General features: G+C 37.6%; 15 protein-coding genes and 1 riboswitch. Of the genes, 5 read left to right on the forward strand and 10 right to left on the reverse strand.

What is annotated here, in order from left to right:
- Together J8L73_RS10745 and msrA are read left to right on the forward strand one after the other, a co-directional pair.
- Positions 1–3099 carry an efflux RND transporter permease subunit gene (locus J8L73_RS10745; RefSeq protein WP_211016961.1) on the forward strand — a complete coding sequence of 1033 codons (3099 nt, stop codon included), beginning with the start codon at positions 1–3 and terminating at the stop codon, positions 3097–3099.
- 85 nt (positions 3100–3184) lie between these two features.
- The gene (gene msrA, locus J8L73_RS10750) at positions 3185–3721 is read left to right on the forward strand and encodes a peptide-methionine (S)-S-oxide reductase MsrA (RefSeq protein WP_211016963.1); all 537 of its coding nucleotides are present in this window, start codon (positions 3185–3187) and stop codon (positions 3719–3721) included.
- Positions 3722–3846: 125 nt separating this feature from the next.
- On the opposite strand, the gene J8L73_RS10755 is transcribed toward msrA, so the two are convergent.
- From J8L73_RS10755 to J8L73_RS10765, 3 genes are all read right to left on the reverse strand, one after another.
- A complete protein-coding gene (locus tag J8L73_RS10755) occupies positions 3847–5676 on the reverse strand; it encodes a TonB-dependent receptor (RefSeq protein WP_211016965.1) in 1830 nt (609 codons plus the stop codon).
- Between the two features lie 36 nt (positions 5677–5712).
- Positions 5713–5879, reverse strand: a riboswitch (cobalamin riboswitch).
- A gap of 88 nt (positions 5880–5967) precedes the next feature.
- A complete protein-coding gene (locus J8L73_RS10760; RefSeq protein WP_211016967.1) occupies positions 5968–6756 on the reverse strand; it encodes an ABC transporter substrate-binding protein in 789 nt (262 codons plus the stop codon).
- 169 nt (positions 6757–6925) lie between these two features.
- Entirely contained in the window at positions 6926–7408 is a 483-nt protein-coding gene (locus J8L73_RS10765; protein ID WP_004588518.1) for a YajQ family cyclic di-GMP-binding protein, read from the reverse strand.
- 151 nt (positions 7409–7559) lie between these two features.
- On the opposite strand from J8L73_RS10765, the gene J8L73_RS10770 reads away from it, so the two are divergent.
- A complete protein-coding gene (locus J8L73_RS10770; protein ID WP_211016969.1) occupies positions 7560–7913 on the forward strand; it encodes a VanZ family protein in 354 nt (117 codons plus the stop codon).
- Positions 7906–8808: a 2-dehydropantoate 2-reductase gene (locus J8L73_RS10775; RefSeq protein ID WP_211000863.1), complete on the forward strand. Its 903-nt coding sequence runs from the start codon at positions 7906–7908 to the stop codon at positions 8806–8808. The genes J8L73_RS10770 and J8L73_RS10775 overlap by 8 nt, the downstream gene beginning before the upstream one ends.
- 38 nt (positions 8809–8846) lie before the next feature.
- Here J8L73_RS10775 and thiI read toward each other — a convergent pair whose 3' ends face one another.
- Both thiI and J8L73_RS10785 read right to left on the reverse strand, forming a co-directional pair.
- Entirely contained in the window at positions 8847–10304 is a 1458-nt protein-coding gene (thiI, locus tag J8L73_RS10780) for a tRNA uracil 4-sulfurtransferase ThiI (RefSeq protein WP_211016971.1), read from the reverse strand.
- A 97-nt stretch (positions 10305–10401) separates the two neighbouring features.
- Positions 10402–11055, reverse strand: coding sequence for a TetR/AcrR family transcriptional regulator (locus J8L73_RS10785; protein ID WP_211000865.1), 654 nt, complete (start codon positions 11053–11055; stop codon positions 10402–10404).
- Between the two features lie 174 nt (positions 11056–11229).
- On the opposite strand from J8L73_RS10785, the gene coaD reads away from it, so the two are divergent.
- Complete coding sequence (gene coaD / locus J8L73_RS10790) at positions 11230–11721, forward strand: pantetheine-phosphate adenylyltransferase (RefSeq protein WP_211016980.1); 492 nt, start codon at positions 11230–11232, stop codon at positions 11719–11721.
- A 321-nt stretch (positions 11722–12042) separates the two neighbouring features.
- Here the strand turns inward: coaD and J8L73_RS19335 are convergent, their stop codons facing one another.
- From J8L73_RS19335 to argH, 5 genes are all read right to left on the reverse strand, one after another.
- The gene (locus tag J8L73_RS19335; protein ID WP_247659630.1) at positions 12043–12258 is read right to left on the reverse strand and encodes a hypothetical protein; all 216 of its coding nucleotides are present in this window, start codon (positions 12256–12258) and stop codon (positions 12043–12045) included.
- Between the two features lie 599 nt (positions 12259–12857).
- Positions 12858–13370, reverse strand: a complete 513-nt coding sequence (locus J8L73_RS10800; protein ID WP_211016982.1) for a hypothetical protein — start codon at positions 13368–13370, stop codon at positions 12858–12860.
- Positions 13370–13813, reverse strand: coding sequence for a hypothetical protein (locus J8L73_RS10805; RefSeq protein WP_211016983.1), 444 nt, complete (start codon positions 13811–13813; stop codon positions 13370–13372). Before J8L73_RS10805 ends, J8L73_RS10800 begins: the two co-directional genes overlap by 1 nt.
- A 1751-nt stretch (positions 13814–15564) precedes the next feature.
- On the reverse strand, positions 15565–15765 hold the full coding sequence (locus J8L73_RS10810) for a hypothetical protein (RefSeq protein ID WP_211016985.1): 201 nt from the start codon (positions 15763–15765) through the stop codon (positions 15565–15567).
- 289 nt (positions 15766–16054) lie between these two features.
- Positions 16055–17920: an argininosuccinate lyase gene (gene argH / locus J8L73_RS10815; protein WP_211016987.1), complete on the reverse strand. Its 1866-nt coding sequence runs from the start codon at positions 17918–17920 to the stop codon at positions 16055–16057.
- Positions 17921–17945: the final 25 nt, after the last annotated feature.

The raw sequence follows: 17945 nt of genomic DNA on the forward strand, positions 1-17945 counted from the left end.
GTGAAGATTACTGATACAAGCGTTAAACGCCCCGTTTTTGCCATTGTAATTAACTTACTGCTGTTAACTTTTGGCTTGGTTGCTTTTTCTATGCTGCCACTTCGAGAGTACCCCGATATTGAAACCCCTATTGTAAATATTAGTACTGAGTACACAGGTGCTTCCGCTGAAATCGTAGAAACTAAAATAACGCAAATTATTGAAAACCGTATATCAGGCATTGAAGGTATAAAAAGTATTAATTCATCGAGTCGTAATGGAAGCTCAAACATTACAATTGAATTTGATATTAATCGCGACATAGATGCTGCATCTAACGATGTACGTGAGCGTGTTGCGCGCGCACTAGATAGCTTACCTGATCAAGTTCGTCCACCAGAGGTATCTAAGTCAAATAGTGACGAAAGCCCAATTGTATGGTTTGTATTAAACAGTGACTCAATGGACTCATTGCAGCTATCTGATTACGCACAACGATTTATTGTTGACCGCTTAGCTGTAGTTGATGGTGTTTCAAATGTACGTATTGGTGGTGAACGTAAATACGCCATGAAAATATGGCTAAATCGCCAAGCTATGGCTGCACGCGGCATTACCTCAAGCGACATTGAAGATACGCTACGTACTGAAAACGTTGAACTTCCAGCAGGTGAAATTGAATCGATAGATCGCGACTTTACCGTGCGTACTGCGCGTAGTTATAAAGATCAACGCGACTTTAAAAATCTTGTAATAAAACGCGGTGAAGAAGGTTACTTAGTACGTTTAGGTGAAGTTGCTGACGTACAACTAGAAGCTGAAGATGACGAGAGCTTGTTTCGCGGTAATGGTCGCAACATGATTGGCTTAGGCATTGTAAAACAAGCCAAAGCAAATACATTAACAGTAGTTGATAATGCGCGCAGCGAGCTTGAAAAAATAAAGCGTAATTTACCCGAAGGTACAACTATTCAGGACAGCTACGACTCGTCTGTATTTATTAAAGAATCAATTAGTGAAGTTTACAGCACACTAGCTATATCTATGGGGCTAGTTGTACTGGTTATATTTTTGTTTTTAGGCAATATAAGAGCAACACTTATTCCGGCGGTAACTGTACCTGTTGCACTAGTTGGTAGTTTTATGTTTTTACTTGCGATGGGTTATTCAATCAACCTACTAACCCTACTTGCATTAGTATTGGCAATTGGTTTAGTGGTAGATGACGCCATCGTAATGCTTGAAAACATTCACCGCCGTATCGAACTTGGTGAACCACCATTATTGGCTGCATTTAGAGGTGCGCGTGAAGTAGGTTTTGCAATTATAGCAACCACGTTAGTACTTATATCGGTGTTTGTGCCACTGGTATTTATGGATGGCCGTATAGGTGCTTTATTTACAGAGTTTGCAATGGCAGTAAGTGCAGCTGTGTTTTTCTCAAGTGTGACCGCGTTAACACTTGCCCCTGCCCTTTGCTCTAAAGTACTTAAAGTATCTGACAAACCAAATAAATTTAACTTATGGGTGGACCGTCAGTTTACAAAAATAGAGGCTAGCTATCGCAAATCGTTATCTACCAATATAACCCGTAAATGGGGCTTAATGGTAAGCCTATTATTAGCAGGCTTTGTAAGTTACTCGTTATTTTTACAAGTTCCTTCTGAGCTTACACCTAAAGAAGACCGTGGAACTTTCTTTGTACTTATGAATGGTCCAGAGGGTGCAAGCTACGAAAACAATGCCGCTAACATGGCAAAAATTGAAGAACGCTTAATGCCCTATTCTGAAGCAGGTGAACTAAGCCGTGTACTTGTTCGAGTACCCGGTTTTGGTAGCAGCGGTGGTGTCGCAATTGTTGGTATGGCTGATTGGGATAAACGCAAACGCTCTACCTGGGAAGTAATGGATGAAATAAGCGGTAAAATGCAAGAAGTTACCGATGTACGCGCATTTGCCATTATGCGACGTGGTATTGGCGGCAGAGGCATATCTCAGCCAATTGAATTTGTATTACAAGGCAATGACTACGAGCAACTTGCTGATTGGCGCGACCGTATTATTAAACGTGCAGAACAAAACCCTGGGTTACTAAAACTCGATCACGACTATAAAGAAACATTTCCACAGTTTTTAGTCAGTATTGATAAAAATAAGGCGGCTGATTTAGGCGTATCGGTGTCTGATGTAGGCACAACCCTTGAAACGATGCTCGGTCAGCGTCGTGTTACCACCTTTATTGACCGTGGTGAAGAATACGATGTAATCTTAAAGGGTACTAAAGAAGACTTTACAAATCCTACAGATATTTCAAATATTTATCTGAAATCGCGAAGCGATGAGCTCGTGCCATTAGATAGCCTGATTAGTTTAAAAGAAGAAGCAACTGCATCGCGTTTGAACCGCTATAACCGTATGCGTGCTATTACATTGAGCGCTAATTTAGCTGAAGGCTACACATTAGAAGAAGCACTTAATTTTTTAAATGAAGTTGCTGCGCAAGAAAATGATATTGATGGCGCAATAGATTATAAAGGCGAATCCCAGCTTTATTACGAAGGTGCATCCGCGATGACTTACGTATTTATACTTGCTCTTACGGTTACTTTTTTAGTACTGGCAGCGCAATTTGAAAGCTTTATGCACCCGTTTGTAATTATGCTAACTGTACCGCTTGGCTTAATGGGTGCGATGTTTGGCTTATGGTCTACAGGGCTTACACTGAATATTTACAGCCAAATTGGTATTGTAATGCTCATAGGTTTAAGCGCTAAAAACGGTATTTTAATAGTCGAGTTTACTAACCAACTGCGTGATAAAGGCGTTGAGTTTAGCGAAGCTATTTTGCAAGCAGCAACTCAGCGCTTACGTCCTATTATTATGACCTCGCTAACCACGGTTATGAGTTCAGTACCTTTAGTACTTGCCTCAGGTCCTGGTGCTGAAAGCCGAATGGTAATTGGTGTTGTTGTATTTACCGGCGTTATAGTATCAACGCTATTAACGCTTTTTGTAGTGCCAGCTGCATATTATGCATTAGCACGTAACACGCAATCACCAGAGTTTTTACAACAAAAACTTGATAAACAAGCACTAGCTAAACCTTTAGAAGAGATCTAACCACTTAATTGCGCCGTAACCTTGTTGTTACGGCGCATTCATTTTATGCTCGCCTTTAAACTCCATACACATTTAGGAATAATTTATGAGCTCAGCAAAGCAAGTAGCAACATTTGGTGGCGGCTGTTTTTGGTGTATAGATGCTGCATTTAGACGTGTAAATGGCGTATTAAGCGTAAGCTCTGGGTACACTGGCGGCGAAACAAACACGCCAACTTACCAATCAGTTTGTACAGGTACTACCGGGCATGCAGAAGTTGTTAAGATTGAATTTGACAGCGCTATAGTGAGCTTTGAAACACTTTTAGCAATGTTTTTTACCTTGCATGATGCAACGCAATTAAATCGCCAAGGTAACGATATAGGCACCCAATACAGAAGCGTTGTTTATTACCATAGCGACGCACAGTTAAAGCAAACCAATAATATGATAGCCCAGCTACAAGACCATGTTAGCAAGCCAATAGTGACAGAGGTTAGCCCAGCTACAACGTATTACCCCGCAGAGCATTATCATCAAGATTACTACAACGAAAACCCACAGCAGGGTTACTGTAGTATCTTAATTGCGCCTAAATTACACAAGTTTGAAACCGTATTTAAAGAGTTTTTAACTGAGTAACTAATTTAAGCAGTTAATTTAAGTAGTTAAATTTAGCTACACATTAAAAAGCCCGATTTAAATCGGGCTTTTGTATTTTCAGATCAACTTAAAAAACCTTTAACTACAAAGGTTATTAAAGACGACTAAAACTGGTAGCTTGCGCCTGCAAAAAAACGACGCTCTGGTGTGTTGTAGTAATACACTTCACCCGTTGTAAAATCAGCATTTGAATCAACCGCGTTGTATTCTTTATCAAATAAATTTTCTACACGAAGTGATACTTCAATGTGCTCATTTACTTGGTAATTACCCGCTAAGTTCCAAAGTGTGTAAGAACCTAAACGTGTCACAGCGCCTTGGCGGTCACTACGGTATTGCATATCTAGTGTTGCATCAAATGCACCAAACTGTTTTGCTACTTCCCAATTGAATGTACGTTTAGCAACGTTACGTAATTCTGCGCCTGTTTCTTTGTTTTCTGCACTTAAGTAAGCAAAGTTAATATTGCTATCAAACCCATAAAACTGCTGAGAAAGGCTAAACTCAACCCCTTCATAGCGTGCTTCGTTTAAGTTAATAGGAAAGAAATTAGTGTCTAAAGAAATTTTATCCTCAATATCATTTCTAAAAATAGCAACGTCAACACTTGCTACATCAAAATCTACATTTAATCCGATCTCTCGATTTAATGATTTTTCAGGCTCTAAATCAGGGTTAGATGAAGGTGGAAAACCTGGAAAGGCTGGAAAATATAAATCGTTAAAGGTAGGCGCTTTAAAACCAGTACTTTGACTTATTCTAAAGGTTGCATCTTCAGATAAGTGATATCCGGCTGCCACAGTGTAAGTCGTTTCGTCACCAAATTGCTCATCATCATCTTGGCGTACAGTTAAATTAGCTAACACTTTCTCAGCGTTGTAATATGCACCAATAAATACAGCTAACACATCACGTTCTTGTACATCATATTGTGTTGAACTGTGGCTTACATCATCATTATACCAGTTAACACCGCCACTAATATTAAGTACTTCTGATAAATTATACTGACCGTTATAATCCAATTGCACACGCTTAGTTATAAAATCATTTTCGCCATATGCTGAAATATCGTGTGAATCATCTGTTGAAATAGCAATATCAATACTGTGTGATTGACTAATGTAGTTTTTATTCCAACCAGCAGAAAGCTGATAATTTTTAAAATCACTAGTTTCCACAGTACTCGTTGCAGGGCTAAAGCGGCTATCGTAATCTGCGTAACCTTCGCTGTATTGACCAAGCAACTTAAAGTCGCCGTAATGCGCGTCGGCGTAATTTACTTTAAAACCAAGGTTTTTATTTTCATAGCCATCGTCATCGGGCGCTACACCTTGTAATGCATCAAAGCCATCTGTTTTTTCAAAACCTGCATTAAAAGCGGTGGTCACATCAGCCGATTTAACAGAACCCGCAACTTGATAGTTTTGGTATGCGTCTGAGCCAAAAGTAGCATCTAAAGATAAATTATCAGCTTCTCGCGTAATTATATTAATAACACCCGCTAGTGCGTCTGAGCCATAAACAGCAGCACGTGAGCCTTTAATAATTTCGATACGCTCAATGCTATTTAAAGGAACGTTACTTAGTGCTTTTTGGCCAAGTGTTGCGGAGCCTGTTCTTACACCATCAATTAAAATTAACGTATCACCAGAACCTGTACCACGTAAAGATACACCCGTGTTTTGGCCAAAACCACCATTAGGGTTAATCTGAAAACCAACCTGTTTGCTTAACAGTGTTGGTAAGTCGCGTATGTTGCTTGCATCTATTTCAGCACGATCAATAACATTTACGCTTGCTAAAACATCATTGATTGATTGCTCAAATTTATTGGCGGTAACGGTAATTTTTTCAATTGATTGTTCTGCACCAGACACAGAAAATGACAGCGCAGCAGTAATAGCAACGCCCAAAGTAGTTTTATTTAGCATGATGTTCCCTATCTTTGCCCACCGCAAAGATTTAAGTAATTAAGATTACTTTAAGGCCGGTCTCCGGACTCAGTAAACACCTTTAAAAAGTGTAAGTACTTTACCGTTGCGGGGGCAGTGTTGGGATTGTTTTTGTCATAAATACGCACCAACTTCCCGATTATCTTGCTGTTAGTTTCAATACCTTAAAACCAATGCATAAGCACTAAGCAAGCACCTTAAAAATATGCCGCTATTGTGAGCATTTTGTTTACAAATGTCAACGGACGTCTATATAGCTAAAAACAATTATTATTGGGATGCATTAATACTAGAGGATACAGAATATTTATTTAGTAACTCAATAATGCGGGGCTGTGTAGCTGCTGAATTAAGTATTGAATCTATTTTAGATGCAGATATTTTGCTTTGCTTGCGACTTACTAAAAAATGAGTGTCAAACACGGCGTCGGGTGTTTCGCTTTTATATAACAAACTCATATCGAAGATTTTTTTATTTTTAAAATATTGATAAGCAATATTATTTAAAACACCGACATCTGATCGCTGCAATAACAGCATTTTTACTACATTGAATTCATCGACTGTGAGGCTAACATTATGCTCTTGGCTTAAGTAATATGCATCGGTATTGTACTTTGCAAAATGATACGAATAGCCTAATACACCCGCTTTAGATAATGACTGTAAATCATCAAAGTAGCTTTGATCTTTTGCGTTTTTTTTAAGTGCATATAATTCATTTTTAGTAATGACATAAAACTTGCTTTGAGTAACCCCCTCTCGAGCCTCTGGCGGAAGCCATTGCAGTGCCATTAAAAATAAAACATCAAATTTACTTTGTTCAACTGACTTGCTTAACCTCTTTACAGGTAATGACGTGAGTACAAAGTTGTAATCATTTTGCGTGCTATTTAATATTTTAATAAACTCTGGCGCCAGTCCTTGCTGTTTTTCAGCATTAATAATGACAGGAAAGTAGCCATCTTCAACTAATACGTTTACATCAATTGCTTTACTTAGGCTCGAATTGCTAAAAAGTACAAAAACAATAAATAAGAAAAATTTGTAACAATTCATCAATACATCCAAACCAAAACATTAATAATACTAATAAGTATAGTCACTTAATTGTTTATAACAGTAGGTTTTTAAGGGCTTTAGAGAAATTTTAAAAGTTTGTTTAACCTGAGCTTATATTTAGCTCAGGTTAGAAAGGATTTATTTATAACAAAAACGTTTTAAATAATTAGTCACGGAAGTTTTTAAACTGAAAAGGCTGACCTAAATCAGCAGTACGTACTACTTGCATAGCTGCTTGTAAATCGTCGCGCTTTTTACCTGTTACACGTACTTCTTCACCTTGAATTGCAGCTTGTACTTTTACTTTAGAATCTTTGATGGCTTTAACTACTTTTTTTGCCATGTCTTTTTCAATACCTTGCTTTAGGGCAACGTTACGAAAAACATTCTTACCCGCACGTGTAATATCTTGAAGCTCTAAGCTCGCTACATCCATGCCACGTTTAGATATTTTACCGGCTAAAATATCAAACAATTGCATAACTTGTGAATCAGCTTCTGCTTTTAGTTTGATTGTTTTGTCATTTAGCTCTATTGATGCGTCTACGCCTCTAAAATCAAAACGCGTTTCTAGCTCTCGATTGGCATTGTCAACCGCATTTTTTGCTTCGTTCATTTCTACTTCAGATACAATATCAAATGAAGGCATTGATTTCTCCTAACTATTTAATCTTAATTTAATGCGGCAATTATAACGCTAAAATTATAAATCTTTACATTTTTCTGCGTGTTGTTCAGGTGCGATACTAATTTAGTTTGATATACTGGCGATTCTTTTTTAAGCGATTTTAGGATCTGTCGTGACAAGGCGTGTTTATCAAGCAATTTTTCTAATCAGCATAGTGGCTTTTACTTTTTTATTTGCAAAGGAAGTAAAAGGGGGAGTAGTTAATTTATTTCCACATGTTGATAAAGTCGCCCACTTCGGGATTTTTTTCGTTTTAGCGATCATTATGGATAAAGCGTTTAAACTGCCTTTATACGTCCAAATAATGCTATTGGCGGGTTATGGTGCTGCTATAGAAATTATGCAAGATGCCCTTCCCTACAGGCAAGCATCACTGGGAGATTTTTTAGCTGACTTCGCTGGTGCCGCTAGCTACTTTTTAATTCGTATTATTTTTACCCCTCGAAAAAAGAATCCTTATGGCTAATATTTTAATTGTTGGTGATGGCGCTATAGGCTTATTACTGAGCCATTTTTTAAGCGCATCTAACCGTATAACGGTGTTAACTCGTAACCCCTCTACAAACACACGTTTTTATAGCCGTGGCAATAATGCGTCTAAAAAAATCAACGCACAGTTTATTTCTTTAAATCAGCTAAATAAAAACAGTGAATTTGATCTTGTATTATTTACGGTTAAAGCCTTTCAGGTACCCGATGCCTTTGCTCAAGTAAAACCTTTTTTACCTAAAGGTTGCTCTGTCGTTCTTTCGCATAATGGAATGGGAAATGTTGACGAAATAAGTAATCAGCTCAATAGTAACCAAGCACTCTACTTTTTAACCACCAGCATGGCTGGGTATAAATCTAACCAGTATATTGTGCAACATACCGGTGAGGGGCAAAGTATTATTGGCGGTTGTAATAACCTAGCGCTTCAAGATAACGAAGTCATCACTAATGCATTCAAAGCAGTACCTAACGTTAAATGGACTGATAACATTCATCAGCTTCGTTTTGAAAAACTACTTGTTAATATTGCGATTAATCCCCTGAGCGCCCTAAACAATGTAAAAAATGGTGAGTTACGTGCACCCAAATTCAATGCTGTAATTTTTAACGCTCTCAATGAAGCTTGCAACATAGCTAGGGCCCAAGGTCTTAATATTCCATTAATTAAAGCTTTAAACACCGCTTATAAAATAATGGAGCTAACCTGCGATAATTACTCATCTATGCAACAAGATGTTGTTCATAACAGAACAACCGAAATTAGAGCCATTTGTGGCTATATCGCTCAGCAAGGCAAACTTTATAATATTAAAACACCTTATAATAATGAGCTACTTGCTAAAATTGAGGCAAAAAAAAGCGTGGTATAAACCACGCCTACATAAATATTTTACTTAAGGTTTGTTGTTTATGGGCGATAAACTTTAACTGTGTCAAAGCCTTGCTCATGCAAAATAAGCGCTTGTAACTGGCTCATTACACCTCTATCGCAATATAGGTAGTAATCTTTGTCTTTTGGTAAATCACCAAATTTAGTCGCTAGTCGGAAAAACGGTAAATGCACAACTTCAATGCCATCAACTTCAAGTGGTGCTGCGTCTTCCTCTTCTGGAGAACGAATATCAACAACCACTGCGCCAGCTGGTAAATCAGCAACCGACTCAGCTTCTTTAAGCTCCTGCTTAGCCTCTACGTCAATGTCGCGCACATCCATAATACGGGCATTTTCTACTACGGTATTTAACACATCAAAGTCGAACTTTTCTTCTTCGCCTTTAATAACATCAATTTTAGCTTTAACCGTTGGCTTTTTAGAAATTACGCCACAGTACTCTGGCATCGTTTCGGCCATTTCTGCGGTACCAATTTGGCGCGCAATATTAATAATTTCTTGTTTATCATGCTGAATTAACGGGCGCAAAATAAGCGTTTCGGTTACGCGGTCAATCACACTTAAGTTAGCCAGTGTTTGACTTGAAACCTGACCAATACTTTCACCTGTTACAAGTGCCTGAATGTTTAGTTTTTCAGCCACTTGGCTGCCTGCACGCATCATCATACGTTTTAGTACAACACCCATTTGGCTGTTTTCGACGTTTTCTAAAATCTCAGCAACAACAGGTTCAAAATCAACAGTTACAAATTTAACTTTATGAGTAGAGCTAAACTTTTTCCATAAATAGTAACTTGCTTGCTTAACACCAATTTCGTGGGCTGCACCACCTAAATTAAAGAATAAAAAGTGCGTACGAGCGCCTTTACGGATCATTTGATAACTTGCTACACCAGAGTCAAAACCGCCCGACATAAGCGAAAGCACGTCTTCTTGAGTTGGCAGTGGGAAGCCCGCCATACCCAGATGGGTTTGCGTAACTATGTAAGCTTTATCATCTTTTACTTCTAGGCGAATAGTAACTTCTGGGCGGCTTAGCTTAACGCGCGCACCTTCCACGTGCTGGTTTAAACCACCACCCACATAACGCTCTAAATCTGTTGAAGTAAAATCATGTTGCCCGATACGTTTAGCGCGAACACAAAATGTTTTGCCAACAATGGTATGCCCTACTAGGTCTATGGTTTTTTTATAGATATCGTCAAGCGTAGTGAAGTCAGTTTCGGTCACTTCAATAAACTGCACAATTCCAGGAATACGTTGGAGGCTGTCAATAAAGTCTAGGCGTGTTTGCTCATCTACCAATTTAGTAACAACTGAAATGTTATCCCAGTTATTTCTAACTTGTACTTTTTCGTCAACACGGCGCAATACAATTTTAATGTTATTTTCTAACACTTTAGTAAAGCGTTTACGTACCGAACGGCTTTTAATGGCAATTTCAGGATGTAGTTTGACGATAAATTTAAGCATAGTTCACTCTTAGACTGCGGGAATTCGCGCTCCCAGGCATTGGGCGCGCGATTATATCAAAAAATTTTGCGTCTAGGAACTAACCAGAAAAATAGCGCTAAGCAACACTTGGGGCGTGTTGTGCAAGTTCGGTGTACTTTTCACGCAGTTGATTCATTTTATTAAGACTTTTATCAGTACTATAAGCTCTGAATAAAGTCAGCACTTTTAAAATACCATGGTAGATATCTTGCTCGGCAAGTGCGCCACTAGGTCTACGCGCTTTGATGTAAGGTGTCCAAAAACTCACGGTAAGTTTGAGAGTATGGGCAAGCTCTAACGCATCTTGCTCCTCTATTGCTATCATTTCGTTATCACGCAGGCCCAGTATAACTTGGCGAACCTGCTCTAATAATGCTGACTGAAAACCAATATACGCTTGTTTTAAGCTATCATCCCTTGAGAGAATATCGCCCAAGTTGTCGTAAAAAAAATGATAACGCCACATCAATTCAAATAACGAGTCTAAATACGCTGTTAAGTGCTCAAACGCATCATCGTTTGCATGTATCGGTTTAAAGTGAGTATTTAAATGCTCGCTGTAAAGTGCAAAGATATGACGGATAATGTCTTCTTTATTTTTAAAATGATAGTAAAGGTTACCTGGGCTCATCCCTAAATGCGATGCAATATGATTTGTTGATATTGCACGCTCACCATGTTCATTAAACAATGAAATACTGGTGTGTATTATTTTTTCCTTAGTATTCATATACGATTACTCAAATTAACTTATAAACTACATTACGATAAATACAATCTTTGCAGTATAAACAAATCGGGCTGGTTTAAATACCATCATAATTTACTATTTTAAAAACGAGCTAAGCTGATTTGTACTGCAAACACTGATAGACTACTGAAAAAATAATAGTTAGTGAAACTTATGAACGTTACGGCAATTTATCCTGGCACATTCGATCCTTTAACTAATGGCCACACTGACCTTATTCAGCGCGCAGCTAAAATGTTTAGCACTGTGATTGTAGCAATTGCTCACAATCCATCTAAACAACCATGTTTTAGCCTTGAAGAGCGAGTGAATTTAGCCAACAACATTTTAGGTCATTTAAATAACGTAAAAGTAATTGGTTTTTCGGGGTTGCTTGCTGATCTAGCCTTCGATCATAAAGCTGACGTGCTTATTCGTGGTATTAGAGCAGTGTCTGACTTTGATTACGAGTTTCAGCTCGCGAACATGAACCGTCGCCTAAATCCAGATTTAGAGAGTGTGTTTTTAACACCTTCAGAGCGTAATTCATTTATATCGTCAACACTGGTTAAAGAAGTGGCCCGCCATAATGGCGATGTGAGCGAATTTGTAAGCCCACTTGTAGTTGATGCTTTAAAAGAAAAGCTAGGCGGCGACATAAGCTAATTAAACATAATAAGCGCACTTTTAGGTGCGCCCATAGCTTGTAATTCATTGCGACTAAATAGGCCATGTTTAAGCTTTACTAAACCTAAAACATCTTTGTTTAAAAGGCTTACTGTAATCATAAGTAAATCGATAAAATTAACACCTACAAAATAAATATCCCAAAACCACCAATACTCATTGGTGATGCATAATATCGTTGTCTATGTACATAGTAAAAAATAAAGAAGTATTAATACTTAACCCAACAATTAAATAAATGTACAAGGTGCAAGTTTTTATAAAAAACCACATAAAGCAATTGAAGCTAGTGTTACAGCATCAAATAAGAAAAAAATCAAAGTAGGTTATCGAATCCATATCAATAAATAAGCTAGATGAATATGAAAGAGCCATGATTGATGTTAACCAAACTTTGCTCTTATCAGCGTTATTTATTGAGCTGGCAGGTGAATACAAAAAAGCCATTAAAAAGCCCCATTGTACAAATACACCTATGTAGAAGGTTATATTGGTATTTAACATTAAATCAATCATGAAACCTTAACGCCTGAAAAGTAACAATTGTACAGCTATCTACACTTTCAAGGCGTAGGGAATACCACAAAACAATAATTAATTTCACTCACTCCCTCAGCCTTTCTATAAATAATGTCAAATATCTCCTAAGCCTAAGTAAACCTAAAATATCTTTATTTATAATTAGCACAAGTGCCATTGTGAAATCGCTAAAATACATGCCAAAAATATATACGGTCCAAAACCACCAATAGTAAAGTGTACCCTGTATAACAATGTCGTAATGCATACCTAAAAATAAGCAAGCATTAAAGCTTAGCCCTACAATTAAATAATAAAAGGGCGTAGGTATAGCCTGTGCGATAAAATTACGCCACAGAAGTAAAACAAGGATAGTTACAGCATCATAATAAAAATAATTTAAGTGCGGTGTTGCAGTATATGTGTCCATAAACAAACTAGCTATGTAAGATACCATCATAATAAATGAAAGCTGTGCCCTACTTTTATCTGGCTTATTGATACTTGCCGATAAGTTGTACAAAAAGGCAATAAGAAAAAACCACGTAAATAAAATACCTACGTTGTATCCTAAATCAACAAGTCCCCAAAGGATATCAGCCACCTTGCTTCGCCCTCATAATAAAGCCTGCTAATTTATCAATAACATACACAAACCTTAAAAAATCCTTTTTTATGAAAAAAATACTAACCATGATGATATCCATAATATTGATAACGACTGTGTATAAAGACCAAAACCACCAAGGTTCGTAATTACCACGTACAAACACATCTATATGCATAGCTAAAAACAACAACGAATTGATACTCAAGCCAAATAATAAGTAAGTAGATATGCGCTTTTCAGGTAGATAATACCGCAGGAATAAAATAAAAAATAAAGTGATTACATCATAGCAAAATAGCTCTATGTAACTAAAATTGTAAATATCTATAATAGTACTTAAGCAGTAAGAAACCACCATAACTAAAGATAACCACACAGCCTGTTTTTGTGGATTATTTATGCTAGTGGCTAATGAATACAAAAAAGCCATTAAAAAACTCCACTGCACAAACACACCGATATAGATTGATACTTCTGGGGGGATTAAAAGATTATCCATCAGTGTAATTCATCAGCACATAGTAAGCGGATAAAGTTTTTGAAATAAATAATTTTTAAAAAATCTTTATTTATAAACAGCACTAAAATCATGATTAAGCCAGAGATGGTCACAACTGATGAATACAACCCCCCAAGCCACCAATAGGTGTAATTTTCTAAAATGTAAGAGTCAAAAGACATAATTAAAGCAAAGCATATATTGATACTCAGCCCAAGCATAAGATACATAAATGCAACCGTTTTCTCTTTGATATAAAAATATTGAGCAATAATTAAAAACACTATGGTAATAGCGTCTAATATAGCGAGGTCAAGGTTAGTAATGGTTTGGTAGTTGAACAAAACACCTGGAAAATACGAAATAGCCATAATCGATGAAAGTATAACGAATGCTTTAGAGCGTGAATTGATAGATGAGACTAAAGAATATAAAAATGCCATGAGGAACCCCCATTGCATTACCACACCGATTATATGAGCAATTCTCACATCTAATAAAAAAGAGGTGATACCCATCTTAAAAATAAACGCTAATAATAAGCACCTCAAAAATAATAAACAACACCGTTAGCTGAACATCTAGCTTAGTATTTTACTTATTGAAACAAAACGTTCATTACCATAAACGTATCAATAATCCGACTTTATAAAGCTCGCTGGAAAAGCCACCTTTTAAACTTAATTAAGCCTAAAAAGTCCCTATTAATGATTAGTACGTCAATCATACACCAATCAAAAAACATAACGACCGATGAATAAAAGCGCCAAAACCACCAGCAGGTGTAATTATATAGAATATTGATAACTAGATACATGCTAAGAGCTAAAAAGGCTTTAACACTAAGGTCGATGATTAAGTAGGTATAAGCTGTCGGTTTCTCTTTGATAAAATAACGCAGGGTTACATACACCGCGGATAAAATAGCGATATCTAAAAGGGGAAATCTAAGTAAGTAGCCGTTTGAAAATTCGTTAATACCTAAGGTAAATAACCTACCGTCATTATACTCGAAAGTAAAACAAAGCCTTTGAAGGGTTTATTAATTGAGGATACGAATGAGTATAAAAGGCCATAAGACCCCCCCACTGCAAATGACGCTTAATACATAAGCGAAATCGAAGTTAAAGATTACATCAAAAATAGTCATGTTATTAGAGCTCAACCACACTTTTAGTTTTCACTAAATTGATTACTCTTTAGTTGATTGAGCACTAGTGAAAGCATCATTAAAACATCAATAACATTTACGCCAATGGAGTAAACACTCCAATACCACCATGGTTCAAAGTTATATAGAACATACAAGTCATAGTACAAAAGCAACGTCAGTGAAGCATTAGTTATTAGCGCCAGAACGAGGAATAGGAGAATTTTAGTACGTTTAAATAAGCAGAGATACTGTAATGTGAACAGCGCTAAAATTGTAATAAAATCGTAGAAAGCCCAATTAAGATATAGGTTATCTAACAATCTTATGTAGCTGCCAAAAATATATGAGCAGAGCATTAACGCAGATAGGTAAACAGGGGACTTATTTACTTTGTTTATGCTAGAAACTAAACAGTAAAGGAAGGCCATTAAAAAGCCCCACTGGGAAAAAGCCGCTACATAATCCATTAGGGCTTCGGAAAAATACATTTAAACTAAGTTGTAGGCTGCGGTTTTTGAGACTTAAACAAACCAAGCAGTTTATTTTTTAGCTTGTGAAGACCTAAAAAGTCCCTATCTACAATTAAAGAAACAATCATAACGAAATCAATAAAATTAACGGTAAATGTGTATATATCCCAAAAAAGCCAAGGCTCGTAATTCTTTAGAAGATACATATCTAGATGCATAAACACAAAGAAAATTGAATTAATAGTCAACCCAACAATTAGATATAGAAAAGACGGAGTTTTTATCTTTATAAACATTGAACAGAGCCACAACGAAAAAATTGTTGTGAGGTCGTAAAAAGCCCAATCAAGATAAGTTGTGTTGTGTATCGAAAGCCAAGTATAAAAATAGTCAGAAGTGGTGTAAGAAACCATCATAATTAATGAACTGAGCAATAAGGTCGTATTCCTCTTAATGTTTAAGCTAAAAACAAACACATTAAAAAAAAACGCCATTAGAAATCCCCACATAGCAAATGCGGAAAGAGAAAAAAAACCAAAAAACTCAGTAATAAACATTTACAACCTTAAAATCATTTTGGCTTTGGGTGATCTGGGTGAATCACTCCTATGCGCTGAAGCTCCGCTCCGCTTGCCGTCATCGCCTCTTGAGAGAAGCTTACTGTATCAGATTGTAGTGTTTTAGGGCTAGCAGTTTGTTCCGTTGCAGGCTGTAATTGTTGTGTTTTATTGTATGCTTGCATTTGTAGTTGGTTATTAGCTGAAATTTGCATGTAATTGTTCCTTATAAATTTTTAATATCTTTTGGTGCAACTTATAGTCACGCCATCATGTAGGTAATTGCATTACCTGTTTTAAGCGGTGATAGCTATTTTTTGCTATCTACTTAATAAAAAGCAACCAACGTGCCAATATTTTTTGACATCTAAAAAAACACGCTAATAACATCCATTTATTAAAACTAATCTAAAACCTTAATTAAACCCCAATCCAATCTGACCAACGCGTTATACACATAAAAAAACGCACAGGGGTAACCGTACGTTTTTGTATCCAGGGAGTTTAAGCCACGTATTTACACGGGATCTCCGCACGTGTACTTGGCTTCAAAATATATTCCATCGCAACTTCGTCACAGTTTTCTTTACGAAGGCAAAGCTCGCAATCTTTCATTACTTTTTCAGGTAATGATTCTTTGCTACAGAAAGTAAAACGTTGCTGCTCAAAAAAGTCTGGCACTCGCGTTAATACAATCACGCGATTAAGCGCCAATTTTTTGGCTTTTGTTAATAAGTGATCTACAAGCTGCCTGCCCTGCCCAGATACAGCACTTTTAGGGTCTATACCTAAAGAGCGTATTTCAGCAAGGCCAGTGTCGTAAATATATAACGACGCACAGCCAGACACCTTTCCATTTATTTCAGTTACCGCAAACTCGTTAATAGAGTGCACCATGTCGCTTTTAGCGCGAGGTAGGTTTTCACCTACGGTTGCCCAGTGCTGTATAAGCCTAGCAATATCTTCAACATCATCTAAATTTGCATCACGAACCGTTATTTGCTGTTTTTTTTTGGCTTCTTTAACAGCATTCGTTACTTGTTCAATAGAGGTACCGCCAAGCGCTTGACGTGCTTTAATACAGGCATCTATTTCAAGTACTGGGTAAACGTCATCTTCAAATACGTCATTAACCGATTTGTACTGCTCAAGTGAAAGCTCCTCTAAGGTTTTACCTTCACTAATGGCAAGTTGCACCAGCACACCAACAATGTGATGACCTTCTCTAAAGGGCACACCTTTAGCAACCAAGTAGTCAGCGAGTTCTGTTGCATTAGCGTGGCCACCTTTTGCCGCGGCTAACGTTTTATCGCCGTTTACTTTTACGCCTTTAATACACGCTTGTGCCATATGAATACACGCAAGCCATGTTGGCATAGCATCAAATAGGCCTTCTTTGTCTTCTTGCATATCTTTATTGTACGCAAGTGGCAGCGCTTTTAACGTCATCATCATGGCACTAAAAGCGCCAAATACACGGCCAGTTTTACCACGAATAAGCTCTAATGCATCTGGATTCTTTTTCTGCGGCATTAAAGATGAGCCTGAGGTAACATTATCTGCAAGCTCAATAAAGCCGGCTTCACCCGAGTTATAAAATATTAAATCTTCAGACATACGTGATAAATGAATCATCGAAATAGACGCACAACTTAAAAGCTCGACTACAAAGTCTCGATCAGATACACCATCAAGGCTATTTTTCGTCGCGCCTGTAAAACCTAAGCCATGCGCTAAAGCTTGGCGATCAATTGGGTAAGCTGTACCGGCTAATGCACCACTGCCAAGCGGGCAAAAATTAAAACGTGCTTTGGCATCTTGTAGGCGGCTTTCATCACGTTCAAGCATTTCTACGTAGGCCATACACCAATGACTAAACAATACAGGTTGAGCACGTTGCAAGTGAGTGTAGCCAGGCAAAATAGTACCCAGTTCACGCTCTGCAAGGGCAACAAATTCAGCTTTTAATCCGGCAATAGCACCAAGCAAATGATCGGCAGTATCGCGGCACCATAATCTAAAGTCGGTGGCTACTTGGTCATTACGGCTTCGGCCTGTGTGTAGCTTTTTAGCTAAATCGCCTACTTTTTCGATTAGTGCAGCTTCAACGTGCGAGTGAATATCCTCAGCACCTGAGGTTGCTACAGCTTGTGGATCTGCTTTTACTTCTTCAAGTAGTTCGTTTAATGCTGCTACTAATTTTGTATGCTCGTCACTTGAAAGCACATTAACTTGCTCAAGTGCGCCTGCCCATGCCACAGAGCCAATAATATCTTGCTCTGCTAACTGGTAATCGAACGGAAGTGAGTCGTTAAATTGTTTAAACGCCTCATCTGGACCCGTAGAAAAACGTCCGCCCCATAATGCCATGAAATCTCTCCAAACCCTGTAATGC

The sequence above is a fragment of the Pseudoalteromonas sp. MMG006 genome (assembly GCF_018101025.1).
GTDB lineage: Bacteria > Pseudomonadota > Gammaproteobacteria > Enterobacterales > Alteromonadaceae > Pseudoalteromonas.